The organism is Nocardioides alpinus (assembly GCF_900112035.1).
Lineage (GTDB): Bacteria > Actinomycetota > Actinomycetes > Propionibacteriales > Nocardioidaceae > Nocardioides > Nocardioides alpinus.
This window is the reverse complement of sequence record NZ_FOKC01000002.1, coordinates 133,948-159,178: the sequence shown is the minus strand read 5'-3', so window position 1 is coordinate 159,178 and position 25,231 is coordinate 133,948. Positions and strand designations below refer to the sequence as shown.

Annotated in this window: 26 protein-coding genes; 15 read left to right on the top strand and 11 right to left on the bottom strand. The window is 70.4% G+C overall.

Annotated elements, in window-relative coordinates; all coding sequences use genetic code 11:
- The first annotated feature begins 95 nt into the window (after positions 1 to 95).
- From BM127_RS06075 to BM127_RS06055, 5 genes are read left to right on the top strand one after another with little or no spacing between them, the layout of a single operon-like run.
- Complete coding sequence (locus tag BM127_RS06075) at positions 96 to 896, top strand: PspA/IM30 family protein (RefSeq protein ID WP_175507332.1); 801 nt, start codon at positions 96 to 98, stop codon at positions 894 to 896.
- Entirely contained in the window at positions 893 to 1,171 is a 279-nt protein-coding gene (gene pspAA, locus BM127_RS06070; RefSeq protein ID WP_091195961.1) for a PspA-associated protein PspAA, read from the top strand. The genes BM127_RS06075 and pspAA overlap by 4 nt, the downstream gene beginning before the upstream one ends.
- Before the next feature lie 8 nt (positions 1,172 to 1,179).
- Positions 1,180 to 2,082 (top strand): zinc metalloprotease HtpX, encoded by a 903-nt coding sequence (gene htpX / locus BM127_RS06065; RefSeq protein ID WP_091195959.1) that lies wholly within the window; start codon positions 1,180 to 1,182, stop codon positions 2,080 to 2,082.
- Positions 2,083 to 2,091: 9 nt separating this feature from the next.
- Complete coding sequence (pspAB, locus tag BM127_RS06060; protein WP_091195956.1) at positions 2,092 to 2,664, top strand: PspA-associated protein PspAB; 573 nt, start codon at positions 2,092 to 2,094, stop codon at positions 2,662 to 2,664.
- A complete protein-coding gene (locus BM127_RS06055; protein WP_091195953.1) occupies positions 2,661 to 3,845 on the top strand; it encodes a sensor histidine kinase in 1,185 nt (394 codons plus the stop codon). Before pspAB ends, BM127_RS06055 begins: the two co-directional genes overlap by 4 nt.
- 52 nt (positions 3,846 to 3,897) lie before the next feature.
- Here BM127_RS06055 and BM127_RS06050 read toward each other — a convergent pair whose 3' ends face one another.
- Both BM127_RS06050 and nadA read right to left on the bottom strand, forming a co-directional pair.
- A complete protein-coding gene (locus tag BM127_RS06050) occupies positions 3,898 to 5,079 on the bottom strand; it encodes a winged helix DNA-binding domain-containing protein (protein WP_091195951.1) in 1,182 nt (393 codons plus the stop codon).
- Positions 5,080 to 5,097: 18 nt separating this feature from the next.
- Positions 5,098 to 6,270 carry a quinolinate synthase NadA gene (gene nadA / locus BM127_RS06045; protein ID WP_091195949.1) on the bottom strand — a complete coding sequence of 391 codons (1,173 nt, stop codon included), beginning with the start codon at positions 6,268 to 6,270 and terminating at the stop codon, positions 5,098 to 5,100.
- A 56-nt stretch (positions 6,271 to 6,326) separates the two neighbouring features.
- On the opposite strand from nadA, the gene BM127_RS06040 reads away from it, so the two are divergent.
- On the top strand, positions 6,327 to 7,571 hold the full coding sequence (locus BM127_RS06040) for a glucose-1-phosphate adenylyltransferase family protein (protein WP_091195946.1): 1,245 nt from the start codon (positions 6,327 to 6,329) through the stop codon (positions 7,569 to 7,571).
- 22 nt (positions 7,572 to 7,593) lie between these two features.
- On the opposite strand, the gene BM127_RS06035 is transcribed toward BM127_RS06040, so the two are convergent.
- Positions 7,594 to 8,481, bottom strand: a complete 888-nt coding sequence (locus BM127_RS06035) for a GNAT family N-acetyltransferase (protein ID WP_198554206.1) — start codon at positions 8,479 to 8,481, stop codon at positions 7,594 to 7,596.
- Positions 8,478 to 8,906, bottom strand: coding sequence for an SRPBCC domain-containing protein (locus tag BM127_RS06030; RefSeq protein WP_091195940.1), 429 nt, complete (start codon positions 8,904 to 8,906; stop codon positions 8,478 to 8,480). The genes BM127_RS06035 and BM127_RS06030 overlap by 4 nt, the downstream gene beginning before the upstream one ends.
- A 67-nt stretch (positions 8,907 to 8,973) precedes the next feature.
- Here BM127_RS06030 and BM127_RS06025 point away from each other — a divergent pair, with 67 nt between their 5' ends.
- From BM127_RS06025 to erpA, 3 genes are all read left to right on the top strand, one after another.
- On the top strand, positions 8,974 to 10,056 hold the full coding sequence (locus BM127_RS06025; RefSeq protein ID WP_091195937.1) for a glycerate kinase family protein: 1,083 nt from the start codon (positions 8,974 to 8,976) through the stop codon (positions 10,054 to 10,056).
- A 359-nt stretch (positions 10,057 to 10,415) separates the two neighbouring features.
- On the top strand, positions 10,416 to 11,375 hold the full coding sequence (locus BM127_RS06020; RefSeq protein WP_139227666.1) for a hypothetical protein: 960 nt from the start codon (positions 10,416 to 10,418) through the stop codon (positions 11,373 to 11,375).
- A gap of 249 nt (positions 11,376 to 11,624) precedes the next feature.
- Positions 11,625 to 11,987 (top strand): iron-sulfur cluster insertion protein ErpA, encoded by a 363-nt coding sequence (gene erpA / locus BM127_RS06015; protein ID WP_091195932.1) that lies wholly within the window; start codon positions 11,625 to 11,627, stop codon positions 11,985 to 11,987.
- Between the two features lie 57 nt (positions 11,988 to 12,044).
- On the opposite strand, the gene BM127_RS06010 is transcribed toward erpA, so the two are convergent.
- Complete coding sequence (locus BM127_RS06010) at positions 12,045 to 12,299, bottom strand: hypothetical protein (RefSeq protein ID WP_091195930.1); 255 nt, start codon at positions 12,297 to 12,299, stop codon at positions 12,045 to 12,047.
- 64 nt (positions 12,300 to 12,363) lie between these two features.
- On the opposite strand from BM127_RS06010, the gene BM127_RS06005 reads away from it, so the two are divergent.
- On the top strand, positions 12,364 to 13,350 hold the full coding sequence (locus BM127_RS06005) for a carbohydrate kinase family protein (protein WP_091195928.1): 987 nt from the start codon (positions 12,364 to 12,366) through the stop codon (positions 13,348 to 13,350).
- A gap of 40 nt (positions 13,351 to 13,390) precedes the next feature.
- On the opposite strand, the gene BM127_RS06000 is transcribed toward BM127_RS06005, so the two are convergent.
- Positions 13,391 to 13,633 carry a sulfurtransferase TusA family protein gene (locus BM127_RS06000; RefSeq protein ID WP_091195925.1) on the bottom strand — a complete coding sequence of 81 codons (243 nt, stop codon included), beginning with the start codon at positions 13,631 to 13,633 and terminating at the stop codon, positions 13,391 to 13,393.
- Positions 13,630 to 14,757 carry a cysteine desulfurase family protein gene (locus tag BM127_RS05995; RefSeq protein WP_198554205.1) on the bottom strand — a complete coding sequence of 376 codons (1,128 nt, stop codon included), beginning with the start codon at positions 14,755 to 14,757 and terminating at the stop codon, positions 13,630 to 13,632. The genes BM127_RS06000 and BM127_RS05995 overlap by 4 nt, the downstream gene beginning before the upstream one ends.
- A 152-nt stretch (positions 14,758 to 14,909) precedes the next feature.
- Between BM127_RS05995 and ctaC the strand changes: the two genes are divergently transcribed.
- From ctaC to BM127_RS05975, 4 genes are all read left to right on the top strand, one after another.
- Positions 14,910 to 15,818 (top strand): aa3-type cytochrome oxidase subunit II, encoded by a 909-nt coding sequence (gene ctaC, locus BM127_RS05990; protein ID WP_231263285.1) that lies wholly within the window; start codon positions 14,910 to 14,912, stop codon positions 15,816 to 15,818.
- Positions 15,815 to 17,575 (top strand): aa3-type cytochrome oxidase subunit I, encoded by a 1,761-nt coding sequence (gene ctaD, locus BM127_RS05985; RefSeq protein WP_443678024.1) that lies wholly within the window; start codon positions 15,815 to 15,817, stop codon positions 17,573 to 17,575. Before ctaC ends, ctaD begins: the two co-directional genes overlap by 4 nt.
- A complete protein-coding gene (locus BM127_RS05980; protein ID WP_091195916.1) occupies positions 17,572 to 17,970 on the top strand; it encodes a cytochrome c oxidase subunit 4 in 399 nt (132 codons plus the stop codon). Before ctaD ends, BM127_RS05980 begins: the two co-directional genes overlap by 4 nt.
- Before the next feature lie 98 nt (positions 17,971 to 18,068).
- Entirely contained in the window at positions 18,069 to 19,289 is a 1,221-nt protein-coding gene (locus tag BM127_RS05975; RefSeq protein ID WP_231263284.1) for a L,D-transpeptidase, read from the top strand.
- Positions 19,290 to 19,817: 528 nt separating this feature from the next.
- On the opposite strand, the gene qcrB is transcribed toward BM127_RS05975, so the two are convergent.
- From qcrB to ctaE, 4 genes are read right to left on the bottom strand one after another with little or no spacing between them, the layout of a single operon-like run.
- The gene (qcrB, locus tag BM127_RS05970) at positions 19,818 to 21,584 is read right to left on the bottom strand and encodes a cytochrome bc1 complex cytochrome b subunit (protein WP_372476611.1); all 1,767 of its coding nucleotides are present in this window, start codon (positions 21,582 to 21,584) and stop codon (positions 19,818 to 19,820) included.
- Positions 21,581 to 22,660: a cytochrome bc1 complex Rieske iron-sulfur subunit gene (qcrA, locus tag BM127_RS05965; protein WP_231263283.1), complete on the bottom strand. Its 1,080-nt coding sequence runs from the start codon at positions 22,658 to 22,660 to the stop codon at positions 21,581 to 21,583. Before qcrA ends, qcrB begins: the two co-directional genes overlap by 4 nt.
- Positions 22,657 to 23,529, bottom strand: coding sequence for a cytochrome bc1 complex diheme cytochrome c subunit (gene qcrC, locus BM127_RS05960; protein ID WP_091195910.1), 873 nt, complete (start codon positions 23,527 to 23,529; stop codon positions 22,657 to 22,659). The genes qcrA and qcrC overlap by 4 nt, the downstream gene beginning before the upstream one ends.
- Positions 23,530 to 23,559: 30 nt before the next feature.
- Complete coding sequence (gene ctaE / locus BM127_RS05955) at positions 23,560 to 24,207, bottom strand: aa3-type cytochrome oxidase subunit III (RefSeq protein ID WP_091195907.1); 648 nt, start codon at positions 24,205 to 24,207, stop codon at positions 23,560 to 23,562.
- 66 nt (positions 24,208 to 24,273) lie between these two features.
- On the opposite strand from ctaE, the gene BM127_RS05950 reads away from it, so the two are divergent.
- Entirely contained in the window at positions 24,274 to 25,197 is a 924-nt protein-coding gene (locus tag BM127_RS05950; protein WP_244889160.1) for a cytochrome c oxidase assembly protein, read from the top strand.
- The last annotated feature ends 34 nt before the right edge of the window (positions 25,198 to 25,231 follow it).

Genomic DNA, 25,231 nt, shown 5'->3' with positions numbered 1-25,231 from the left:
GGCGCGCGGTCGCGGGATGCCCTACCTCCGGCTTGGCTTTGGTCCTAGGGTGAGACTGACGACCCAGCCGTGACCAAGAGAGGGTTTCCACCCCGATGAGTCTCATGAAGCGCATCAGCCTGATCTTCCGCTCCAAGGCCAACAAGGCCCTGGACAAGGCGGAGGACCCCCGCGAGACCCTCGACTACAGCTACCAGCGCCAGCTCGAGCTGCTCTCCAAGGTCCGCCGTGGAGTCGCCGACGTGGCCACGAGCCGCAAGCGTGTCGAGCTGCAGGTCAACCAGATCGAGGCCCAGGCCGCCAAGCTCCAGGGCCAGGCCGAGAAGGCGATCGCCGCCGGCCGCGAGGACCTCGCCCGCGAGGCCCTCACCCGCAAGTCGGGCCTCGCCTCGCAGATCACCAGCCTCAAGGAGCAGCAGGCCACGCTCCAGGGCGAGGAGGAGAAGCTCGTCCTCGCGCAGCAGCGCCTGCAGGCGAAGGTCGAGGCCTTCCGCACCCGCAAGGAGACCATCAAGGCCACCTACACCGCGGCCGAGGCGCAGACGCGCATCGGCGAGGCGATGTCGGGCATCGGTGAGGAGATGGGCGACGTGGGTCTCGCGATCCAGCGCGCCGAGGACAAGACCGCCCAGATGCAGGCGCGGGGCCAGGCGATCGACGAGCTGATCGCCTCCGGCGCGCTCGACGACGCCTCCCAGCTCAGCGCCGGCGACGACATCTCCCGCGAGCTCGACGCGCTGAGCTCCGGCTCCGACGTCGAGGCCGAGCTGGCCCGGCTCAAGGCCGGGAACGCACCGCCGCAGGCCATCGAGGCCGCTGACGGCGGCGACATCCTCGCTGCCGAGCCGGAGGCCGTGAAGGTCGAGGGCGAGAGCACCGAGGGCGGAAGGGCATGATCGTCCGCATTCTCGGGGAGGGCCAGTACGACCTGGCCGACCACGCGCTCGACGCCCTCAACGGGCTCGACAACCAGATCGAGCGCGCCATCGAGTCGGGCGACGAGGTGATGTTCCGCCTCGCCCTCGAGGGCCTGCTGGCTGCCGTGCGCTCCAGCGGCACGCACCACGACCCCGACTCGCTGGACGAGTCCGACCTCATCCTGCCGCCGCCGGACGCGACGATCGACGAGGTCCGCGAGCTCCTGGGCGACGACGGCCTGATCCCGGGCTGAGGCGGGCGTTGGCCACCTCGCGCTTCATCAAGGACACCGGGCTCACCGCCCGGATGACCCTCACCATGTTCCTCCTGGGTGGCGTCTTCGTGGCGCTGGTCGTCGGTGCGACGTACGCGGTCGGTCCCGGCTGGGCCCCTGTCATCGCCGCGGCCGGCATCGGTCTGGCGTTCTGGCAGTGGTGGAGCTCGGACACGATGGCGATGCGGGCCATGCGCGCTCGCGAGGTCGCGCCGGAGGAGGCGCCCGAGCTGCACGGCATGATCGACCGGCTCTGCGCGCTGGCCGACATGCCCAAGCCCCGGGTCGGCATCGCGGACATGTCGGTCCCCAACGCGTTCGCCACCGGTCGCTCGCCCGACCGCGCCGTGGTGTGCGTGACGACCGGCATCCTGCAGACGCTGGATGCCGAGGAGCTGGAGGCGGTGCTGGCCCACGAGCTGAGCCACGTCGCCCACCGCGACGTCCTCGTCATGACGGTGGCCTCCTCGGCCGGCATCGCAGCCGGCCTGCTGATGCGTGCCGCCCAGTTCGGCGCGCTCGGCCGCTCGCGCAGCAACAGCGCCCTGCCCGCCGTGCTCATCGCCCTCGTCGTCAGCCTCGTGGTGTACGCCGTGAGCTTCCTGCTGCTGCGGCTGCTCTCGCGCTACCGCGAGCTGAGCGCCGACCGGGCCGGCGCCTACCTCACGCTCAAGCCCGCCGCGCTCGGCAGCGCCCTGCAGAAGATCAGCGGCGAGGTGGCTGCCACTCCCACCCGCGACCTCCGGGCCGGCAGCGCGGCCAGTGCACTGTGCATCGTCCCGGCGATCAGCGGCGGGCTGACCGGCCTGCTGGCCACGCACCCGCCGCTGCAGCAGCGCCTCGAGCAGCTGGCCCGCATCCAGGCCGAGCTCAGCCGGCCCACGGCCTGAGGAGGACGCATGGGACTCTGGGAGACGGTGCGTGCGCGGACGCGCCCCAAGCGCAACGACCTCGACGCACTGTTCCTGGTGCCGAGCGCGGCGATCACGTTGCAGACCACCCTCGGTCTCGTGCCCACCGGCTCCGGATCCGTGTGCTACCGCTCGGCCGCGGGTGCCGCCTTCGCGCAGACGCAGGACGACGTGCTGGCCCTGCTGCGTGACGACGCCGAGGCGCCGGACGTCACCGTCTCGCAGGACGACTTCGGGTTCACCTGGCTCGTCGTCACCGGCGATCCGGCCGACCTGTCCGGGCTCTGCACCGGCCTCCACGCCGTCAACACGACGCTCGAGCTCAACGGCTTCGCTGGCGGCCTGCTGTGCTCGCTGGTGCCGTTCGCCGACGCGGCCGGACGGCGGGTGGGGCTGACGTACCTCTACAAGCAGGGCACCTTCTACGCGTTCGCTCCCAGCGGGGAGCAGACCCGCGACACCCTCCTGGAGCTCTCTGTGCGCGACCAACTCGACAAGGAGCTTCCGATGGAGCCCGACCTGCAGCGCTGGCTGGCCGTGTGGAAGGCGCCGGGCCTGTGAGCGACGAGGTCCGTGACCAGCAGCGCGAGCGGGTGCTGGCGACGTACGACGTCGTCGGGGCGCCGGCCCGGCGCGAGCTCGACGCCCTGGTCGAGCTGGCCGCGCAGGTGGCGGGCGTCCCGTTCGCGGCGATCAACCTGCTGAGCGCCAGCGCCCAGCACCAGGTCGCCACGGCCGGGTTCGAGGGCGGGGACTCACCCATCGAGAGCTCGATGTGCCGGCTGGTCGTGGAGTCGGACCAGCCGATCATGCTCGAGGACGCGGGCGAGGACGTCCGGTTCGCGCAGAACCCGTGGACGACGGGCGAGATCGCCCACGTGAAGTACTACGGCTCGCACCCGTTGCGGACCCCGGCCGGTGTCGTGATCGGCACGCTGTGCGTCTTCGACAACGACGTCCACCCGGTGACCCCCGAGTCCGCCAAGGGCCTGGCGCAGCTGGCCGACCGGGTCGTCGACGTCCTGGAGCTGGAGCTGGCCTCGCGCCTGCTCAGCGCGGCCAACGACCGCCTGAGCACGTCCAACGACCGGCTCAGCCACTTCGCCGGCCAGGTCAGCCACGACCTCAAGAACCCGCTGACCTCGGTCTCGCTGTCGCTCGAGGCGCTCGAGCTCGACATCACCGAGGCGGGTCAGGCCGACACCGTGGCCAGGGCCCGTCGCGGCGTCGACCGGATGAACGGGCTGATCGACAACCTCCTCGAGTTCGCGACCCAGGGATCGTCACCGGGCGAGGACCTGGTCGACCTCGGCGTCGAGCTGGCGCTCGCGCTGGACGACCTCTCCGGGCACGTGCTCCCGCAGACCGTGCGGGTGATGGGGGAGCTGCCCGCGGCACGCGGCGACGCCGCGCAGCTGCGCTCGGTCCTGATGAACCTCCTCGACAACGCGACGAAGTTCAGCGAGGACGGTGAGCCGCCCGAGATCGAGGTCGACAGCCACCCGCTCGGCCGGCACAACCGGATCGAGGTGCGCGACCGCGGGCGCGGCATCCCCGTCGAGGCCAGGGAGCGGGTCTTCGCCCCGCTCGCGCGGCTGGACAAGAGCGTCGCCGGCGTGGGCATCGGCCTGGCGACGTGCCGCCGGATCGTCGAGGCACACGGCGGCTCCATGGGTGTCGACGCCCGTGAGGGCGGTGGATCGGTGTTCTGGTTCGAGCTGCCGGTCGTCGACGCCTCCTAGACGACCTCGGTCGGGGCAGCCGGGTAGGGGCAACTGGGTCAGGGCAGCTGGGTCAAGGCAGCTTGGCCTGCTTCATCAGTCGCGAGGCATAGACGTTGCCGATCACGGTGCCGCCCAGCCAGGCCGTGAGCCGCTCGGCCTCGCGGTCCAGCGCGGCGCGCCCCTCGGCGCCGACGTCCTCGAGCAGCGAGAGACGTACGCCCCCGTCGGGGTCCTGCACCCAGCAGCCGACGATCCGGCCGTCCCACCACGCCGTGGTGCCGGCGTTGCCGTTGGTGTCGAAGAGGTGGGCGACGTGGTCGGGGCGGAGGTAGAACGCCCGCGCCTTCCAGCCCATCACGGTCGGGTCGAGCGTCGGCAGCAGCGCCGCCCACGGTTCCAGGGGCGCGGTGTCCTCGGCGTCACCGGCGAGCACCCAGCCGGTGGTGCCGTCCTCGAGCGCGACCTCCTCGGCCCCGACGTCGGCGAGGGCACGCGCGACCGCGGTCTTGGTCGAGCCGAGCCACCACTGGATGTCGTCGGCGGTGCCGGGGCCGAAGGTGCCCAGCCAGGCGCGGACGAGGTCGGCGTACCCCTCTGCCTCGTCGAGGGCGACCGGCACCTCGTCGAGCCAGTCGTGGGTGAGGGTCCAGCTCGGCTTGTTGAGGCGCCAGTGGCCGGCGTTGCGGCCCCGGAGGGCGGCGCCGGTGAGCCCGAGGTGGGTCAGCACCCACGGCGCCACCGGCGTCGGCCGGTCGTAAACCTTGTCGGAGGTCCCGCCGGTCGTCCCGGCCAGCTCGGGCACGTCGGCGCGCAGCTGCGTGGTCGTCGCCGGTCCGACGGCCAGGCGGGCCAGCGTGGCAGCGCGGGCCGCCTCGAGCCAGGCGTCGCCGTCCTCGGCGACGCCGGCGGCCGCGACGGCCTTGGCGATGCGTCTGCCCTCCGCCGTCGCGACCCGCGCCGAGGCGCTGCCCCAGGCGGCGGGCAGGAGCTCGCGGGGGAAGACGAAGAGCGTGCGTCGCATCGCCAGCTGCTTGACGACCTCGCGGTCGTCGTACAGGGCTGCGTCGACGTGCGCGGGGGTGAGGCCCTCGGACCGGGCCGCGACCGCCAGGTGCACCGTGGCCGCCTCGGTCGCATGCAGAACCGTCATCGCCCGCGTCACCGCGGCGACGTCGCCCAGCCGGTGGGACGGCGCGAGGGCATGGCGTACGCCGATCCGGCGCCGGCGCTCGGCATCGCTGAGGTGCGGCACCGCGGGAGACACAGTCGGTCAGTCGCGGTGGGACTTGCCGGGCAGGTCGAGCATCCGCTGCAGCGCGAGGAGCGCGTCGGCCTCGGTCTCCGGGTCGACGGTGATCTGGTTGACGACCGTGCCGGCGACCAGGTTCTCGAGGGCCCAGACGAGGTGCGGCAGGTCGATCCGGTTCATCGTGGAGCAGTAGCAGACGTTGCGGTCGAGGAAGACGATCGTCTTGTCGGGGTGGGCGTCCTTGAGGCGCTGGACGAGGTTGAGCTCGGTGCCGATCGCCCAGACCGTGCCGGGCTCGGCGGCCTCGATGGTCTTGATGATGAACTCGGTCGACCCGACCAGGTCGGCCTTGAGGACGACCTCGTGGGTGCACTCGGGGTGGACCAGGATGTTGATGCCGGGGTGCTTGATGCGCAGCTCGTCGACGACGTCCGCGGAGAAGCGGCCGTGGACCGAGCAGTGGCCCTTCCACAGGATCATCCGCGCGTCCTGGAGCTCCTCGGCGCTGAGCCCGCCGCCGGGCTGCTGCGGGTCCCAGACCACGCAGTCCTCGAGGGACATCCCCATCTTGAGCACGGCGGTGTTGCGGCCCAGGTGCTGGTCGGGGAGGAACAGGATCTTGGCACCGGGCCGCTGCTCCTGCGCCCACTCCAGCGCCACGTCGGCGTTGGACGAGGTGCACACGACGCCACCGTTGCGGCCGCAGAACGCCTTGATGTCGGCGCTGGAGTTCATGTAGGTCACCGGCACGACACTGTCCTGGATCCCGGCGTCGGCCATCGCGTCCCAGGCGTCCTCGACCTGGCGCAGGCGGGCCATGTCGGCCATCGAGCAGCCGGCCGCGAGGTCGGGGAGGATCACGCGCTGCGTCGGCGAGGTGAGGATGTCGGCCGACTCGGCCATGAAGTGCACGCCGCAGAAGACGATGAACTCGGCAGCGGGCCGTCCCGCGGCATCGCGCGCCAGCTTGAACGAGTCGCCGGTGACGTCGGCGAACTGGATGACCTCGTCGCGCTGGTAGTGGTGGCCGAGCACGAAGAGCCGCTCGCCCAGCGCCGCCTTGGCAGCACGCGCTCGCTCGACCAGGCCCGGGTCGGACGCTGCCGGGAGGTCACCGGGACACTCCACGCCGCGCTCGGCGTCGAGGTCGCGGCCCTTGCCGAGGGGGAGGAGCGGCAGGTCGACGATGCTCATGCAGCACATCCTAAGAGGGGGCACGGCGCGGGACCGCCGCGTGCCATGCTTCGGCCATGCCACGTCGCGGTGAGGTACTGGCCCTGGTCCAAGCGGGCGGACAGGGCTCCCGCATGGATGTCCTCACCCGGGAGCGCGCCAAGCCCGCGCTGCCGTACGGCGGGGTGCACCGGCTGATCGACTTCGCGCTGTCCGGGCTCGTGCACGCCGACCTGGCCGACGTGTGGGTGTCGCTGGAGTACCAGGTGACGTCCATCGACGAGTACCTCTCCGGCGGGCGTCCGTGGTCGCTCGACCGCAACCGTGGCGGGTTCCGTCGCATCGTCCCGCAGACCGGCACCGGTCCCGCGACCGAGAGCGGCTTCGCCCACGGCAACGGCGACCTGCTGCTGCGGATGTCGGCCGACATCGAGGCCTTCGGCGCCCGGACGCTCGTCGTCTGCAGCGCCGACCACGTCTTCAACATGGACCTCGGCCCGGTCGTGGACGAGCACGTCGCCTCCGGGCGGGTGGCGACGGTGCTGACCAGCGAGGTGACCAAGAAGGACGCGTCCGACAACGTCGTGGTGCTCGCGAACCGCGACGGCACCGTCACCGGCATCGAGCACAAGCCCTCGAAGCCCTCGGCCGGCACGGTCGCGACCGAGATCTTCGTCTACGACACCGAGGCGCTGATGGCAGCGCTCCACACCCTGCGCGCCGAGCTGGTCGGGGAGCAGGACCCCGAGGACGCGGCTGACGGCGACAGCGGCATCGGCGACTTCGGCGAGCACCTGCTGCCGCGACTCGTCGAGAGCGGCAAGGTCGGCGCCGTACCCCTCAGCGGCTACTGGCGCGACGTCGGTCAGCCCGGCCTCTACCTCCAGTCCCACCGCGACCTGCTGGCCGGCAAGGTCGACGTCTTCGACCACCCGGGCCGCCCGGTCATCTCCCACTGGCCCGACCGTCCCGCGGCGCGGGTGCGTGCGTCCGGCGAGTGCCGCGACTCCCTGCTCTCGCCGGGTTCGGACGTCTCCGGCCTCGTGGTCGGCAGCGTGCTGGGCCCGGGCGTGGTCGTGGAGAAGGGCGCCGAGGTCCACGACAGCGTGATCATGGAGGACTGCGTGGTCCGGGCCGGTGCGGTCGTACGCACCACGGTGCTCGACGAGCGCTCCTCCGTCGCCGCGCGCGCAAGGGTCGGCGCCGAGCCGACCGCACGGCTGGCGCGCGACGAGGACGTCGTGCTGGTCGGTCGCGACTCCGTCGTGACCGGTCGGGTGGCCGCGGGTGCGCGGCTCGAGCCGGGCTCGCACCTCTCCTAGAGGCGTCCCCTGGCGGCGTCTCCTAAAGGAGGCTGCCGTGGTGGAGGTAGGGAGTCGGTGGCTTCATCTGTCGCACGCACAGGAAGCCGCTCTGGTGGATCGCCAGCCGTGCCGCGAGACCCACGTCGAGGGCCCAGGCGTTGGCGGCGGTGATGTGGTGCACGGAGACCTGCTCGCCCGGTCGTGAGGACGCGAGCGCCTCCCACATCAGCTTGGCCGCCGTACGCCGGTTGGTGGCCGCGAGCAGGGTCGGGGCGCCGTCGTCGTCGACGTAGGCGTAGCCCGCCCCGGTGGTGTGGTCGGTGACGACGAGCCTGAACTGGGCGAGCAGCAGCTCGTGGTCCGACAGGTGCGCGGCACCCCGGGTCTGCCGGTCGACGGAGTTGAGCAGGTCGATGTCGCCCGCAGCACCCTCGCGCACCCGGTCGACGACGGGGATCTCACTGCGGTCCACGACGCCCATCAGCAGCATCTGCGGATGCAGGTCGAAGCCCGCGAGCCGGTAGCGGCGTACGGCGCCGGGGTCGGCGCTGGCCGCGAACATGCCCCGCAGGCAGCCGCGTCCGTGGTGCATCGCCGCCGCCATCAGCTGGGTGCCGATGCCCCGGCCCTGGTGCTGGGGGAGAACGGCGAAGGACGCCAGGATCCACATCAGCTCGCGGACCCGTGACACCGCCCCACCGACGACCTCGCCGTCCACCTCGGCGACCCAGCAGCCGCCCGGGTCGGTGTCGAGGGCGGCACGGGCGCGGTTGAGCCACGCGCCGTTGCGCCCGGGCGGGCGGCGTACGGGGTCGGGCCACGCGCGCTGGTAGGTGCGGGCGTCGACCTCGTAGTAGCTGGTGGCGGTGATCTCACCGAACGCCGCGAGGTCGCCCTCGCGCATCGGGCGGACGAGGGCGGCGGTCACGACACGTGGGCAGCGTACCGGTCGAGGAGGTCGCCCCAGCGCGTGTACTTCTCGCGGATCTCCTCGCTGCCCTCCGCCCAGCCGCTGTGCACCACCCGCACCAGCGTGCCTCCCGGGGCATCGGTGAAGCGGACGTCGAGGACGGTCGCCTCGTCGGCGGGGTGCCCCAGCCAGAACTCCTGCGTGTAGTGGCCGATCGGATCCCACTTCATCACGCGGCCCCAGGTGTACTCCTCGTCGCCGTGCACCGACGCGACCGGGCCGTTGGGGTCGATCGAGATGCCGGTGAAGGTCGGAGGTTCGGGGCTCAGCATCGGGTCCCACCACTCGCCCATCTGCGCGGTGAATCCGACGAAGGCCGAGGTGGTGGACACCGGGACGATGACCTCCGCGACGATGGGGGCGAGGTCAGGGGTCGAGGACATGCGGACAAGCATGCCCGAAGTGGGGTGGCCCACGACCCCCTGCCGGGCCTGTTGCAAGGATGGCGGCATGCGCGTGCTCATCGCCCCGGACAAGTTCGCCGGCACCCTCACGGCCGTCGAGGCCGCCGAGGCCATCGCCGCGGGCTGGCGACGCCACGCGCCCGACGACGAGCTCGACCTCGCGCCGATGGCCGACGGCGGTCCGGGCTTCGTCGACGTGCTCCACGCGGCGCTCGGCGGGGAGCTGCTGGCGATGACCGCGGAGGGGCCGCACGGCGAGCCGGTGCCTGCCACGATCCTGCGGGTCGGGGAGGTCGCCTACGTCGAGACCGCACAGGTCGTCGGGCTGCACCTGATCACGGGCGGTGCCGAGTTCGGCTCCACCAGGGGCGTCGGTGAGCTGATCCTGTCGGCCGTCGACGGCGGGGCCACGACGGTCGTCGTCGGGCTGGGCGGCTCGGGGACGAACGACGGCGGCGCCGGCGTGCTGGCGGCGCTGGGGGCGACGTCGGACGGCGTCCTCGACACCGGCGCCATCGGGCTGCACACCGTCACCACCGTCGACCTCGCGCCGGCCCGCGCCCGCCTCGCCGGCGTACGACTGGTCGCCGCCACCGACGTCGACATCCCCCTCACGGGACTGTTCGGCGCGACCAAGACCTTCGGGCCGCAGAAGGGGATCGCCGAGGACCGGATCGCGGAGGTGGACGGCTGGCTGGAGGCCTTCGCGGTCGCCACCGACCGGCGTACGTCCCTGGAGAAGGGCGCCGGCGCCGCGGGCGGGATCGGCTACGCGCTGCTCCTCCTCGGTGCGACCAGGGAGCCCGGCATCGACCTGGTGACCTCGGCCGTGTCGCTGGAGTCCCGCGCCCGCCTCGCGGACCTGGTCGTGACCGGCGAGGGCGCCTTCGACTTCTCCAGCCGCGCGGGCAAGGTGCCCTACGGCGTCGCTGCCATCGCCTCCGAGGCGCTCCGGCCGTGCGTCGCCCTCGCCGGGCAGGTGCTCGTCGGGTCCCGCGAGATGCGCGCCCTCGGCATCGAGTCGGCGTACGCCGTCGTCGACCTCGTGGGGGAGGAGCGCGCCTTCGCGGCCCCTGCCGAGGCGCTCAGCGAGCTCGCCGCGCGGGTGGCGCGGACCTGGTCGCGCTGAGGGATGTGATCGGGCGGGCTGGCGGGGTTGGCGGGGCTGGCGGCCTGCTCGCGGGGTTCCGTGAGGGTGGCGGCAGATTGCAGCGGCTGCCCGGGGGTGGCGGCAGATTGCATGGCCCAGCGCCTGCCAGTTGTCATCTGCCGCCACCCCGAGAGGTCGCGCCCCTCGGGGTGGCGGCACATCGCAGGGTCGAGGCTCGGCCAGCCGCAATGTGCCGCCACCCTCCACGCGCCGACCGTGTGGGTCAGTACTCTCTGCGACAGGCCGGGAAACGTCCACAGGCGGGCCAGGACACTTGTTCTCCCCAGGTCGATCGGCCCACGACGACACGATCGTTCCGGACGGCCGAGCCTCGACCCATGGGACGCATCGAGCCGGTCAGGGGTCATCGACGGAGCTCGCACTGGACGCCTGTGACGTACGGCGTCCACCGTCCGGCGGGCTCGACGGAGCCGGACGAGCACCCGCCCTACTGGGCGGAGGAGGACCTCGCCGGCTGGCAGCTCCTGCTCACTGACGTGGGCTGCCTGACGGGCCTGACCGCGCTCGAGGTCTGGGGGATCCCGCTGCCGCCCCTTCCCGACGGGTGCCCCGTGTTCGTGGCGCTGGCGAAGGACGATCCTCGCCCGTTGCGGGCCGGCGTCCACACGAGTCGGCACATCCGTCCGCCCGCGTACGTCGTCGTGCGGGGCTTGCGAGTGGCATCGGTCGCGGAGGCCCTGACGGCCGCCGCGCGATGGGTGGGCCTCGTGGACCTGGTGGCCATGATCGACGCAGCCCTCCACCTGGGTCTCGTCACCATGGACGATCTGGAGGAACGGAGTCGTTCCCGACGTCCGGGCGGTCGCGCCCTCCGCGCCGCGCTCGTGCTCGTCGATGGGGACGCCGAGTCGCTGTGGGAGTCGTTGCTGAGGCTGCTCCACGTGGTGTGCGACATCCAGGTGGAGTCGCAGTGGACCGTGTACGACGAGAACGGCGCGGTCATCGCCGTGGCGGACATCAGGTTGTGCGGCACCACGGCATTGCATGAGTACGACGGGGACGAGCACGAGAAGGCCCCTCGGCGGGTCAAGGACCTTCGGCGACATCGCAAGCTCGACAGGGCAGGCTACGTACGTCGCGGCTACACAAGTGGCGACGTGATCCACCGGGCGGTGACGATCCTCGAGGACGCCGACCGCGCGCTCGGACGGCCGCATGACCCCACGCGCATCCGGGCCTGGCATGACCTTCTTCGACTCTCGTTGTTCACGCCAGCGGGTCGGGCGGCTTTCCTGGATCGCCTTCCGACTGCCTCGCCCCGCCGTCGCTCCGCCTGAAGGTGGCGGCGGACTGCGCCGCGGAGGGCCGCCAGGTTGCGATGTGCCGCCACCCCCGCCCGGGGACCGTTGAAGGTGGCGGCGGACTGCGCCGCGGAGGGCCGCCAGGTTGCGATGTGCCGCCACCCCCGCCCGGGGAGGGCGTCGTACGCCCCCAGTCATCCGGCCCCGGACGAGGAGACGGGGAATATCCGCACGTGTGCGACCATTGGAACCTGCACGACCCCGAGACTTTCTGGAGTGATTTGCATGACCGAGCAGGTCGAGACCACCACCGAGCGCCGCACCGACCAGATCAACCTTTCCGACGTCGCTGCCGGCAAGATCAAGAGTCTCCTCGAGCAGGAGGGTCGCGACGACCTGGCCCTGCGCATCTCCGTCCAGCCCGGTGGCTGCTCGGGTCTGCGCTACCAGCTCTTCTTCGACGAGCGCACCCTCGACGGTGACGTCACCACCGACTTCGACGGCGTGACCGTCGTCGTCGACCGGATGAGCGTCCCCTACCTCAACGGTGCCGAGATCGACTTCGTCGACACCATCGAGAAGCAGGGCTTCACGATCGACAACCCCAACGCGACCGGCTCCTGCGCGTGTGGAGACAGCTTCCACTGACAGGACCTACGACGAAGGGCCCCAGCCGGATGGCTGGGGCCCTTCGTCGTACGTCGATCAGTCCATGTGCAGGTGCAGCGCGTTGGCGATCCGCGCGGCCGCGTCGGAGACCCGGATCTCGCGCTTGCCGACCTCGGCCGGGTAGTCCTCGAAGCGGAGGCTCGGCGGCGCGGCCACGGCGGCGCGGGCGGCACGCTCCAGACGCAGGTTGCGACCCACCACCTTGCAGTCGGCGGCCAGCTCGGCAGGGGTGCCCAGCTCGTCGTGGACCAGGTGGGAGGGGCGGCCGGAACCAGGCTGCGAAGTCGTCATGGCGACGACGCTATGTGCTACTGAGTGGTATCCAGAACTGTACCGAGAGGTAGTGTTTCGCGGCGTGTCCCTCCTCGTAGCCGGATCCATCGCGACCGACCACCTGATGTCCTTCCCGGGCCGGTTCGCCGACAGCCTCGTGGTGGACCAGCTCGACAAGCTCTCGGTGTCGTTCCTGGTCGAGGACCTCGAAGTACGCCGCGGCGGGTGCGCCGCCAACATCTGCTTCGGCCTCGGCAACCTGGGCCTGCGCCCGGTGCTCGTGGGCGCGGTGGGTGAGGACTTCGCCGAGTACCGCGCCTGGCTCGAGCGGCACAACGTCGACTGCGACTCCGTGCACGTCTCCGAGACCCGGCACACCGCGCGCTTCGTGTGCACCAACGACAGCGCCCACGCCCAGATCGCCAGCTTCTACGCCGGCGCGATGAGCGAGTCGCGCGAGATCGAGCTGAAGCCGATCGTCGACCGCGTCGGCGCCCCCGACTACGTGATCATCGGCCCCGACGACCCGCAGGGCATGCTCCGTCACACCGAGGAGTGCCGCCAGCGCGGCTACCCGTTCCTCGCCGACCCGTCGCAGCAGCTCGCGTTCGGCGACGGCGACCTGATCCGCCCGCTCATCGACGGTGCGGAGATCCTGTTCTCCAACGAGTACGAAGCCTCGCTGATCACCCAGAAGACCGGCTGGAGCGCCGATGAGGTCCTCTCCCGGGTCGGCACGTGGGTCGTCACCCTCGGCCCCGCCGGCGTCCGCATCGACCGCGAGGGCGCGGAGTCGATCCACGTCGAGGCCGTGCCGGAGATCGAGAAGGTCGAGCCGACCGGCGTCGGCGACGCCTTCCGCGCCGGATTCCTGGCCGCCCTCAGCTGGGGCCTCGGCCACGAGCGTGCCGCCCAGCTCGGCTGCCTCCTCGCGGTCTACGTCGTGGAGAAGGTCGGCACCCAGGAGTACGAGATCTCCCGCGGCGCCTTCCTGGCGCGCTGCGCGGCGACCTACGGCGATGACGCGGTCGCCGACTTCGAGCCGCACCTCAAGACCATCCGCGCCTGACGAGGACGCGCCGGCCGAAGCCGGCGGCTGACCAGCAGCCTCAGCCGAGACGTCGTACGACGTAGCGCGGGGCGCCGTCGTCCGCGAGGTCCTCTCCGACGTAGTCCTGCGCCTTCATCCGGCACCAGGCAGGTACGTCAACGGCTGCCGCGGGGTCGTGGGCGACCACGGCGAGCAGCTCGCCGACCTCGACGTCGCCCAGGTGTCGCGCCAGCTCGATGACCGGCATCGGGCACGGCAGGTCCCGACAATCCAGCTCGAGGGCGACGTCAGGCCCGCTCACATGCCCACCCGCGCCCGGATCTCGGCCACCAGCCCCGGCAGCACGTCGCAGAAGGCGTCCACGTCCGCGCGGCTCGCGTCGCGCTGCAGCGAGAGGCGCACGTTGCCGTGGGTCAGCACGCCCATGGCCTCGAGCACGTGGCTCGGGGTGAGGGTCGAGGCCGTGCACGCCGACCCGCTGGCGATGCCGAAGCCGCGCCGGTCGAGCTCGGTGACCAGCGCCTCGCCATCGACGTACAGGCAGGAGAACGTGACCAGGTGGGGGAGTCGTCGCACGGGGTCACCGACGACCTCGACGTCGGGCACCTCGGCCGCCACCCGGCGGCGTACGACGTCGATGAGGGCGTGGTGGCGCGTGTTGACCTCGTCGCGCTCGGCGACCACGGCCTGCAGGGCAGCGGCGGCCGCGAGCACGGCGGGGACGTTCTCGAAGCCGGTCGAGCGCTCGTCGATGCGGTCGTCGCCCGGGAAGGGGTTGCGCCAGCGGGCGCGCTTGCGTACGAGCAGCACGCCGACAGCCGCCGGACCGCCCCACTTGTGCGCCGAACCGGCGGCGGCCGCCCAGCCCGAGGGCAGGGGGAGCCGCCCCATGGAGGCGCAGGCATCGGTGAACAGCGGCACGTCGTTGGGCAGCTCGAGCTCGCCGACCGGCTGCACCGTGCCGACCTCGTGGTTGGCGCTCTGGAGCGCAACGACGCCGACCTCCGGCGAGGCGGCGGCTTCGACCAGGTCGCCGTCGTGGACCCGGCCGTCGCCCCTCACGCCGACCTCGGCGGCGCGGGCGCCCCACGCCACCGCGTGCCGTACGGCCGAGTGCTCCACCGCGGAGTGGACGACGGTGTCGCCGCGTCGCGAGCCGCGCACAAGCCCCAGCAGCCCGAGGTGCACCGCGTGGGTGCCGGTGGGAGTGAACGTGACCTCGTCGGCCCGTACGCCGAGCGCGTCGGCGGTGGCCTCGCGGGCGTTGTCCAGCAGGAGTCGCGCCTCGCGTCCGGCGCGGTGCAACCGCCGCGGGTCGGCGTACCCCCGGTCGAGGGCCGCCAGCAGCACCTCGCGGGCCGCCGGGTGCAACGGTGCAGAGGACGCGCTGTCGAGGTCTCCCACTCCCGGCGCCGGCCCTGTCACAGGGGCAACCTATGCCACCCACCGCTCTGCGCAGGCGGGACGACCGACGTGGAGCCCGACCGATCCCTCGACACCCGACCCTGCCCCGCACACGTGTGCCTGATGGAGATAGTCTCTGCATGTTGGAAAAGGACCGAGAGAGAGGCTCGTCAGTGGGTCTGCAAGTCCCCAAGCTCTCAGGCGCGCCGGTGCGGCGCACGCTGAGGGTCGCGCTGCTGGGCGCGGCCATGCTGGTGCTGGCCGGGTGTTCCGAGGCCGACCAGCACCAGATCCGCAACCTGGCCATGCCCGACCGCGCGACCGCGGAAGGTCCCTTCACCTACGAGCTCTGGAAATGGGCCTGGGTCGCCGCGATGGTGACCGGCGTCATCGTCTGGGGCCTGATCGGCTACGCCGTGGTGAAGTTCCGCCGGCGCAGCGACGACGAGGTCCCGCGGCAGACGCGCTACAACCTGCCGCTCGAGGTCTTCTACACGATCGCCCCGGTCCTGATGTGCGTCGTGTTCTTCTTCCACACGGTCCGCGTCCAGGACGAGATCACCAACATCGACCCGCAGCCCGACATGACCGTCGAGGTCATGGGCCAGCAGTGGACGTGGACGTTCAACCACGGCGTGGGCGAGCAGGACACCACCGCCGACGGCGAGGAGACGTTCGCCTACGACGAGTACGTCTACGAGTCCGGTGACGGCAACGAGATCCCGACGCTGTGGCTCCCGGTCGACCAGACCATCCAGTTCAACCTGCACTCGCCCGACGTGATCCACGACTTCGGTGTGCCGGCCTTCCTGACCAAGCTCGACGTCATCCCCGGTCGGGTCAACAAGCTGCAGGTCACCCCCACCGTCATCGGCCGCTACGCCGGCAAGTGCTACGAGCTCTGCGGTGTGTCCCACTCGCGGATGCTCTTCAACGTCGAGGTCGTCAGCCAGGCCGACTACGACGCCCACCTCGAGGAGCTGGCGGCAGCGGGACAGACCGCCGACGCACCGCTCCTCGGCGGCAGCTTCGTCAACGACCAGGCCGGCCTTGACGACGAGTCGGAAGGAAGCAACGAGTGAGCGCCGCAACCACCACTGCCCCCCGGGCAGCGACCCCGCCGCCGGAGAAGAAGCCCCTCGGCGAGCTGGTCGTCCGCATGCTCACCACGACGGACCACAAGCTCATCGGCAAGATGTACCTGATCGTGTCGTTCGGCTGGTTCATGATCGCCGGCCTGATGGCCATGCTGATCCGGTCCGAGCTGGCCTACCCCGGCACGCAGGTCGTCAACGACCAGCTCTACAACCAGCTGTTCACGATGCACGGCACGATCATGCTGCTGCTGTTCGCGACGCCGCTGTTCTTCGGGTTCGCCAACGTGATCATGCCGCTGCAGATCGGCGCACCTGATGTCGCGTTCCCGCGCCTCAACATGTTCAGCTTCTGGCTGTTCCTCTTCGGTGGCCTCATCGCCGCCTCCGGCTTCCTCACGCCCCAGGGCGCGGCTGACTTCGGGTGGTTCGCCTACACGCCGCTGTCGGACGCCGTACGCAGCCCGGGTGTCGGTGGAGACCTCTGGATCATGGGCCTCTGGATGGCGGGCCTCGGCTCGATCCTCGGTGGCGTCAACTTCATCACCACGATCATCTGCATGCGCGCGCCCGGCATGACGATGTTCCGCATGCCGATCTTCGTGTGGAACACGCTGATCACCAGCATGCTCGTGATCATGGTCTTCCCGATCCTCGCGGGTGCGCTGCTCTCGCTGGAGGCCGACCGGATCCTCGGCGCCCACGTGTTCGACCCGTCGCACGGCGGGCCGATCCTGTGGCAGCACCTGTTCTGGTTCTTCGGGCACCCCGAGGTCTACATCATCGCGCTGCCGTTCTTCGGCATCATCTCCGAGATCCTCCCGGTCTTCAGCCGCAAGCCGATCTTCGGCTACGTCGGCCTGGTGGCTGCGACCCTCGGCATCGCGATGCTGTCCGTGGCCGTGTGGGCCCACCACATGTTCGTCACCGGTGCGGTCGACCTGCCGTTCTTCTCCGGCATGACGTTCCTGATCGCGGTGCCCACCGGAGTGAAGTTCTTCAACTGGATCGGGACGATGTGGGGGGGATCTTTGTCCTTCGACACCCCGATGCTGTGGTCGATCGGCTTCCTCACCACGTTCCTCTTCGGCGGCCTGACGGGCGTCATCCTGGCCAGCCCCCCGCTGGACTTCCACGTGTCCGACTCCTACTTCGTGGTCGCGCACTTCCACTACGTCGTCTTCGGCACCGTGGTGTTCGCGATGTTCGCCGGCTTCTACTTCTGGTGGCCGAAGATGACCGGCCGGATGCTCGACGAGCGCCTCGGCAAGGTCCACTTCTGGATCCTCTTCGTCGGCTTCCACACGACCTTCCTCGTCCAGCACTGGCTGGGTGTCGAGGGCATGCCGCGCCGCTACGCCGACTACCTGCCGGCCGACGGGTTCACCACGCTCAACCAGATCTCGACCGTGGGTGCGTTCCTGCTCGGAGCATCGACGCTGCCGTTCTTCTACAACGTCTACATCTCGTCCAAGGGTCCCCTGGTCGAGGTCGACGACCCGTGGGGCTGGGGCCGCTCGCTCGAGTGGGCCACCAGCTGCCCGCCGCCGCGCCACAACTTCCACTCCCTGCCCCGGATCCGCTCCGAGTCGCCGGCCTTCGACCTGCACCACCCTGAGATCGCGCTCATGGAGCTGCACGAGAACGATGCGGAGCGTGAGGGCGAGCCTGCCGACGCGCCCGACGTGGACGGCCGCGAAGAGATGCTGCGCAACCGTGTCGACGACGAGGGAGACAACCGATGAAGGCGGAAGCGTGGGTCTTCGGGATCACCGCCCTGTTCGTGGCGGTCGTGACGCCTGCCTACTGGTTCCTCTCCGAGGACTGGACCGGCACGTCCGCGCTGACGATGACCGCGCTGCTCTTCGGCATGGTCACCCTCTACCTCGGCTTCCACGCGTCCAAGATGGACGCCCGCCCGGAGGACCGCAAGGAGGGTGAGATCGCCGAAGGTGCCGGTGAGCTGGGCTTCTTCCCGCCCTACTCCTGGTGGCCGCTGTGGTGTGCGCTCGCGCTCGGCGTGATCGTCTACGGCACTGCGCTCGCAGCCTGGTGGCTGGTCTTCATCGGCTTCACCATCGGTGCGGTCGTCTCGTGCGGATTCATCTTCGAGTACTACCGGGGCGAGCACGCCCACTGAGCCCCCGCGCGTCTGTCGTCTTGGGAGGAGCCCGTCCACGCCGTAGGCTGGACGGGCTTCGCCGTCTCATCTGGGGGTTCCTTCGCATGCGCACACGCGTGTCAGTCCACACACGCTCTGCGCGCCGTCGTACGGCGGCTGCTGCGGCGCTGCTCGCGCTCACGGGGGTCGCAGGCTGTACGTCCTCGACGGGCGGCGGCTCTCCCGACGGCAGCGGGGGCGCGGGCGGCCCCGGCGACTCCGCGGCCTCGGACGCCGCGAAGCCGGAACCGGTCCGCCTGAGCACCAGCTTCACCGACGCTGCCGCAGTGCCGATCGACGGCCCGCTCACGGTGAGCGCCACCGGAGCAGCGCTCGAGGGCGTCACGGTCAGCTCGCCGGTCGGTGAGGTGGACGGCAAGGTGGCCAACGGCTCCTGGACCTCCTCCGACCTGCTCGAGCCCGGCACCGACTACACCCTCACCGCATCGGCCACTCGCTCAGACGGCAGCTCGGTCGAGCGCACCCGCAGCTTCCACACGGTGGACCTCACGCTGGACGAGCAGACGTACGCCGCGATCGCGCCGCTCGACGGCGAGACGGTCGGCGTGGGCATGCCGGTGGTCGTGACGTTCGACCTCCCCGTCACCGACCGGGCGCTCTTCGAGAAGCACATGCGCGTCACCAGCACGCCGGCCCAGCGCGGCTCGTGGCACTGGCTGAACGAGCGGGAGGCGCACTTCCGCCCGGCGCAGTACTGGAAGGCCGGCACGGACGTCTCGGTCGACCTCGACATCAACAGCCTGCCCGCGGGCAACGGCATCTACGGCCAGGAGTCGCGCAGCATCGACTTCCAGATCGGTGACGCGCACGTCTACAAGGTTAACGCGCAGACCCACCAGATGCAGGTCTTCTCCAACGGGTCCCTGCTGCGGACCATCCCGATCACCACGGGCAAGGCCGGCTTCACCACCCGGTCCGGCACCAAGGTCATCATGGAGAAGTTCGCCGAGAAGCGGATGAACTCCGAGACGGTCGGCATCAACCGCAACAGCCCCGAGGCGTACGACATCGACGACGTGCAGTGGGCGATGCGGGTCACCTACTCCGGCGAGTTCATCCACGCCGCGCCCTGGTCGGTCGGATCCCAGGGCTACGCCAACGTGTCGCACGGCTGCACCGGCATGTCGACCGCCGACGCCGGCTGGCTCTACGCCATGAGCCGACGCGGCGACGTCGTCGAGTACACCGGCACCGACCGGCCCATGACGCTCGAGAACGGCTACGGCGACTGGAACCTGCCGTTCGCCGACTGGAAGGCCGGCTCCGCCCTCTCGTAGGTCGTTGCTGCTGCAGGAGTCCCCGCTTCAGCGGTGACTCCCGCGCGGTTGGGCCGTTGCAACGGCCTGTCCGCGACAGACTCCGCCCAGTTGTGGGGTTGATGAGCCTCCTGGGGCGACCCGGCCGCCCGAGTCGGCGCGACGGGCGGTGGCCCACCCACGGTCTCGGGTCCCAGGACCGTGGCTCACGCACCGCCCGCCAGCTCGTCGTACGCCGACGTGCGGGGGAGCGGTGGCCCAGGCGGCTTCGAGAACACCGGAACCCGCCTCACGCACCGCCCGCCAGCGCGTCGTACGTCGACGTGCGGGGGAGCGGTGGCCCAGGCGGCTTCGAGAACACCGGAACCCGCCTCACGCACCGCCCGCCAGCGCGTCGTACGTCGACGCGCGGGGGAGCGGTGGCCCAGGCGGCTTCGAGAACACCGGAACCCGCCTCACGCACCGCCCACGCGGAGGACATCGCCCACGAAACGACGAAGGCCCGCCGGAATGATCCGGCGGGCCTTCGTACGATGCGTCCTACGACGATCAGTGGTCGCGCAGCGGGACCTCGTCCGCGTCGCGCAGGTGGTGGTCGTCGAACTGGTGACCGTCGACCGGCTGGTTGAGCCCGGAGGTGAGCTCGGCCTCGTGGGCGGCGTGGTGGTGCGCCTCCTCGAGCTCGGCGGCCGTGGGCTTCTGCACGTTGTGGACGTACATCCACCTCGACAGGCGGGCCCGCAGCTTCTCGGAGCGCGAGTTCGGCGAGGCCACACCGGCTGCGTCGGTCTCACCGTCGGCCGTGAAGATCTCGTCGCGGTCGCGTGCGGTGAGCGAGTACGCGGCCGAGGTGCTGATCGGCAGGTGACGCTCGGCGTACTGCCCGTCGGGGGAGCGGGTGATGATGCCCGTCTCGTAGCCGTGGAGCAGCTTGTCGTTGTCGTGGCGCTGCAGCGAGATGCACCAGCGTCGCGTGATCCAGAACGCCAGCACGGGGCCCACAAAAATGGCGACCCGCATGAAGTAGGTGATCTGGTTGATGCTGGCGTGCAGCTTGATCGCGATGATGTCGTTGCCGCCGGCCGCCCAGGCGAGCCCGTAGAAGGTCATCAGGGCCACCATCACCGCGGTGCGCGTGGGCGCGTTGCGGGGACGCTGGAGCAGGTGGTGGTCGCGCTTGTCACCGGTGATCCAGCCCTCGAGGAAGGGCAGCATCATCAGGACGACGAGCATCAGCGGCGGCACGATGAGGATCGGCAGCATCACGTTCCACGAGATGGTGTAGCCGAAGATCACCGACTCCCAGCCGGTCGGGATGATGCGCAGCAGACCGTCGGGCCAGCCCATGTACCAGTCGGGCTGCGAGCCGGCCGTGACCTTGGTCGGGTCGTACGGGCCGAACTTCCAGACCGGGTTGATCGACAGCAGCCCACCCATGAGGGCGATGATGCCGAAGACCATGAAGAAGAACCCGCCGGCCTTGGCGGCGTACACGGGCAGCATCGGGTAGCCGACGACGTTCTGCTCGGTGCGTCCGGGCCCGGGCCACTGCGTGTGCTTGTGGTAGACGAGCAGCAGCATGTGGGCCGCGATCAGGGCGAGCAGGATGCCCGGGATCAGCAGGACGTGGATGATGTAGAGCCGCGGGATGATCGACTCGCCGGGGAACTCGCCGCCGAAGAGCAGGAACGACATGTACGACCCGGCGACCGGGGTGGCCTTCAGGAACCCGTCCGCAGCGCGGACGCCGGTGCCGGAGAGCAGGTCGTCGGGGAGCGAGTAGCCGGTGAAGCCCTCGAGCGTGCCGAGGAGGAGCAGGATGCAGCCGATGACCCAGTTCAGCTCACGCGGCTTGCGGTAGGCGCCGGTGAAGGCGACGCGGAGCAGGTGCACCATCATCGAGGCGATGAAGATCGCCGCGGCCCAGTGGTGCATCTGGCGCATCAGCAGACCGCCGCGCACGTCGAAGGAGATGTGCAGCGTGGAGGCCATCGCCTCGGACATGCCGACGCCGCGCAGCTGGTCGTACGAGCCCTCGTAGGTGACGTGGCCCATCGACGGGTTGAACCACAGCGTGAGGAACACGCCGGTGAGGAGCAGGACGACGAAGCTCCACAGCGCGATCTCGCCGAGCATGAAGGACCAGTGGTCGGGGAAGACCTTGCGGAGGTTCTTCTTCATCGCCGTGGCGAGGCCGAGGCGGTCGTCGGCCCATGAGGCCAGCGACCCTGCGGGGCTCGGCTTGGACGCGGTGGCAGCGTCGGTGCGGTTGCTCGTCGCCACCTTGCTGGTGTCGAGCCTGGAGTCGGTGCTCACTGCTTCTCACGCTCCCAGTAACTGGCCCCGATGGGCTCGTCGAAGTCGCTCTGGGCGACCAGGTAGCCCTCTTCGTCCACTGCCAGTGGCAGCTGTGGAAGGGGGCGGGCAGCCGGACCGAAGATGACCTTGGCCGAGTCGGCGAGGTCGAAGGTCGACTGGTGGCACGGGCAGAGCACGTGGTGCGTGGTGCGCTCGTAGAGGGAGATGGGGCATCCCACGTGGGTGCAGATCTTGGAGTAGCAGATGATCCCGTCGACGGTCCACTTCTCGCGGCCCTTGGTCGGGATGATCTCGTCGGGGTCCATGCGCACGATGATGATCGCGCCCTTGGCCTTCTCGGCCTGTTCCTCGGCACCCTCGAGCTCGGGGTAGCCGTTCTCCTCGGTGGGGAACATCGCCTCGGGCGCTGCGTTGACCAGGTCGCCGACCTCGATCTCGCTGGCGAGGATCGGCGTGCCGGTGACGTCGCGGACCAGGCGCATCTGGGGCTCCCAGATGGTGTGCGCGAGCTTGCTGGTGTCGAGGGCGTCGCCGGGGGCGAGGTCACGCAGGAGCACGACGACGGGCAGGCCGAGCACGCCGACCGCGCCGAGCATCGTGTTGCGCACCAGCGGGCGACGGCCGATGCCGGCCTCGTCGAGGCCGTCGTTGAGCGCCTGGATGGTGGCGTCGCGGTCCTCCTGGGGGGAGGCGGCCGGGTGGCGCATCTCGACCATCTCGGCGTCCGCCATGAGCTTGCGGGCGAGGTGGATGATGCCGACGCCGATGAGCAGCAGGCTCAAGCCCAGCGTCACGCCGAGGGAGACCGTCGAGGCGCCCATGCCGGCGAAGGTGTCCCAGTTGTCGCCGACCTCGAAGGAGAAGTAGGCGACGACGAAGAGGACGGCGCTGATCATGGCCGCGATGAACATCGCCGCGATCTGCCGCTCGGCGCGCTTCTCGGCCTTGGGGTCGACGTCGGTGGGGCGCCACGTGTGCGGCGGCAGCCCCGGGTCGGCGATCGGGTCGGCCTCGTGGTGGACCGGCACCTGTGAGTCGTGGGTGGTCACGGGGGTGTGGTCGTCGTTGCTCACGCGTTCACCTTGCTCTTCTTGGTCCGAGTCGTGTGCGAAGCGATCCACACGGCAGCCCCCACGAGAGAGCCTATGCCGACCAACCACGCGAACAAGCCCTCGCTGACCGGGCCGAGGCCGCCGAGCGTGAATCCGGCGTACTCGGGGGTCTCCTGGATGCTGTCGAGGTAGGCGATGACGTCGCGCTTGTCCTCGGGGGTGAGGTTGCCGTTGCTGAAGTTGGGCATGGCCTGCGGGCCGGTCAGCAGCGCCTCGAAGATGTACTTGCCCTCGACGCCGTGCAGGCTCGGGGCGTAGCCGCCGCGGGGCATCGCGCCGCCGGCGCCGTTGAAGTTGTGGCAGGCCGTGCAGTTGGTGAGGAAGATCTGGCCGCCGCGGGAGATGGCCTCCTCACGCTCCTCCTCGGACAGGCCCTCGATCGAGTAGTCCGACTCGTTGGGGATGGCCGGGCCGGGCGCCAGCGAGGCGACGTACGCCGCCAGGGCTGCGGTCTCCTCGTCGTTGAAGACGACCTTCTTGCGGGGCGCCTGCGCACCCGGGCTCGCCATCGGCATGCGGCCGGTGCCGACCTGGAAGTCGACCGCCGCAGCGCCGACGCCGACCAGCGACGGGCCGATCTGGTAGCCCTCGCGGACGGTCGGGATGCCCTCGCCGTTCTTGCCGTGGCAGAACGCGCAGCTGGCGAGGAAGAGCTCCTTGCCCTGCGCGATCTGGTCGGTCTCGCTGGCCTGGTTCTGGGCCTGCGCGGGGGAGAACGCGGTGTAGAGGGAGCCACTGATCAGCAGCCCCAGCAGCAGCACGGCGAGGCCGGCGAGCGGTCCCCGGCGATGCCGGGAGAGGCGACCAGCGGTTCGGTTGATCAACTGCACGACGATTCCTTGCCGGTTGCGGGGGCGGACTTACTTGATGACGTAGATCGTGAAGAACAGGCCGATCCACACCACGTCGACGAAGTGCCAGTAGTAGGACACGACGATGGCTGTCACGGCTTGCTCGTGGGTGAAGCGTCTGGCCAGGTAGGTGCGGCCGAGCACGAACAGGAAGGCGATCAGCCCGCCCGTCACGTGGAGGCCGTGGAAGCCGGTGGTGAGGTAGAACATCGAGCCGTAGGCGGAGCTCGGGATGGTCACGCCCTCGTGGATCAGCTCGGCGTACTCGAGGGCCTGGCCGCCGATGAAGATCGCGCCCATCACGTAGGTGAGGATGAACCACTCACGCAGGCCCCACTTGGTGAAGTTGAACACCGACCCGGTGCGCCCGACCTGGCCGCGCTCGGCGGCGAAGACGCCCCACTGGCAGGCGAACGAGGACGCCACCAGGATCGCGGTGTTGGCCGTGGAGAACGGGACGTTGAGCTTCTCCGTCTCCTGCGCCCACAGCTCGGGGCTGACCGCGCGGATGGTGAAGTAGGCCGCGAACAACGCAGCGAAGAACATCAGCTCGCTCGAGAGCCAGATGATCGTGCCCACGCTGACCATGCTGGGTCGGTCGTGGTGCCCGTGCAGTCGGGATGCCGGAATCGCAGTTGCTGTCGCCACGAGCGCCATTATTGCTTCTAGGGGAAGCGGAGGGCACCCCGACCCCCTGTGTATCTGCGTCATAAAGTTCACACTGTGCTGCTCCCTCTGTCCTCGCCCTCCCAGGACGCCCTCGAGACGCTTCCGAGATTCACGCTCGGACGCGTGTTCACCGACTGGGGAATCGACCCGATCCCCTTCGTCATCACCGTCTGGGCAGTCGGCCTGTACGTCCTCGGGGTGGCCGTGCTGAGCCGACGCGGCGACGCCTGGCCGCTGGGCCGCACCCTCGCGTTCGTGGTCCTCGGGATGGGCACCTTCACCTTCGCCACCGCGTCCGGACTGGGGCGCTACGACACGACCCTCCTGAGCGTGCACATGGTCCAGCACATGCTCCTGTCGATGGTCGTGCCGCTGGCGCTCGCTCTCGGCGCCCCGGTGACCCTGGCGCTGCGGACCCTCCCGGCGGCGCCGCGGCGCTGGCTGCTCGCGGTGCTGCACTCGCGCGTGGCGACGGTGCTCGCGTTTCCGCCGCTCGCGTTCGCGTTGTACGTCGCCTCGCCGTGGGCGCTCTACTTCAGCGGCTGGTACGACGCGAGCCTGGCGTCGCCGTTCGTCCACCAGATGATGCACGTCCACCTCGTGCTGGTCGGCACGCTCTTCTTCTGGCCGCTCATGGGCATCGACCCGGTCCCCGGCCGCGTCGGCTACCCGTTCCGGGTGCTGCTCACCCTGATGACGCTGCCCTTCCACGCCTTCCTCGGTGTCACGATCATGGGACAGAGCACGCTGATCGGCGGCGAGCACTACCTCGCGCTGCGGGAGGGCCCTATGGGCGCCTGGCTGCCCCCGGCGATCGACGACCAGCACCTCGCCGGCGGGATCCTCTGGGCCAGCGGGGACCTGATCGGGGCGCTGTTCTTCGCCGTGCTCTTCATCCAGTGGGTGCGGTCCTCGATGAAGGAGGCGGCGCGCGAGGACCGGCGCCTGGACCTCGCCGAACGGAGGGGTGCCGGTTGAGCAGCGAGCGCATCGAGCCCTCCCGTCGGTTGAG

Excerpts from the sequence above, each read along its gene's own strand:
- BM127_RS06075 (WP_175507332.1), top strand. The coding sequence starts at position 96 with ATGAGTCTCATGAAGCGCATCAGCCTGATCTTCCGCTCCAAGGCCAAC.
- pspAA (WP_091195961.1), top strand. The coding sequence starts at position 893 with ATGATCGTCCGCATTCTCGGGGAGGGCCAGTACGACCTGGCCGACCAC.
- pspAB (WP_091195956.1), top strand. The coding sequence starts at position 2,092 with ATGGGACTCTGGGAGACGGTGCGTGCGCGGACGCGCCCCAAGCGCAAC.
- nadA (WP_091195949.1), bottom strand. The coding sequence starts at position 6,270 with ATGAGCATCGTCGACCTGCCGCTCCTCCCCCTCGGCAAGGGCCGCGAC.
- BM127_RS06040 (WP_091195946.1), top strand. The coding sequence starts at position 6,327 with ATGCCACGTCGCGGTGAGGTACTGGCCCTGGTCCAAGCGGGCGGACAG.
- BM127_RS06030 (WP_091195940.1), bottom strand. The coding sequence starts at position 8,906 with ATGTCCTCGACCCCTGACCTCGCCCCCATCGTCGCGGAGGTCATCGTC.
- BM127_RS06025 (WP_091195937.1), top strand. The coding sequence starts at position 8,974 with ATGCGCGTGCTCATCGCCCCGGACAAGTTCGCCGGCACCCTCACGGCC.
- BM127_RS06020 (WP_139227666.1), top strand. The coding sequence starts at position 10,416 with ATGGGACGCATCGAGCCGGTCAGGGGTCATCGACGGAGCTCGCACTGG.
- erpA (WP_091195932.1), top strand. The coding sequence starts at position 11,625 with ATGACCGAGCAGGTCGAGACCACCACCGAGCGCCGCACCGACCAGATC.
- BM127_RS06010 (WP_091195930.1), bottom strand. The coding sequence starts at position 12,299 with ATGACGACTTCGCAGCCTGGTTCCGGCCGCCCCTCCCACCTGGTCCAC.
- BM127_RS05980 (WP_091195916.1), top strand. The coding sequence starts at position 17,572 with ATGAAGGCGGAAGCGTGGGTCTTCGGGATCACCGCCCTGTTCGTGGCG.
- ctaE (WP_091195907.1), bottom strand. The coding sequence starts at position 24,207 with ATGGCGCTCGTGGCGACAGCAACTGCGATTCCGGCATCCCGACTGCAC.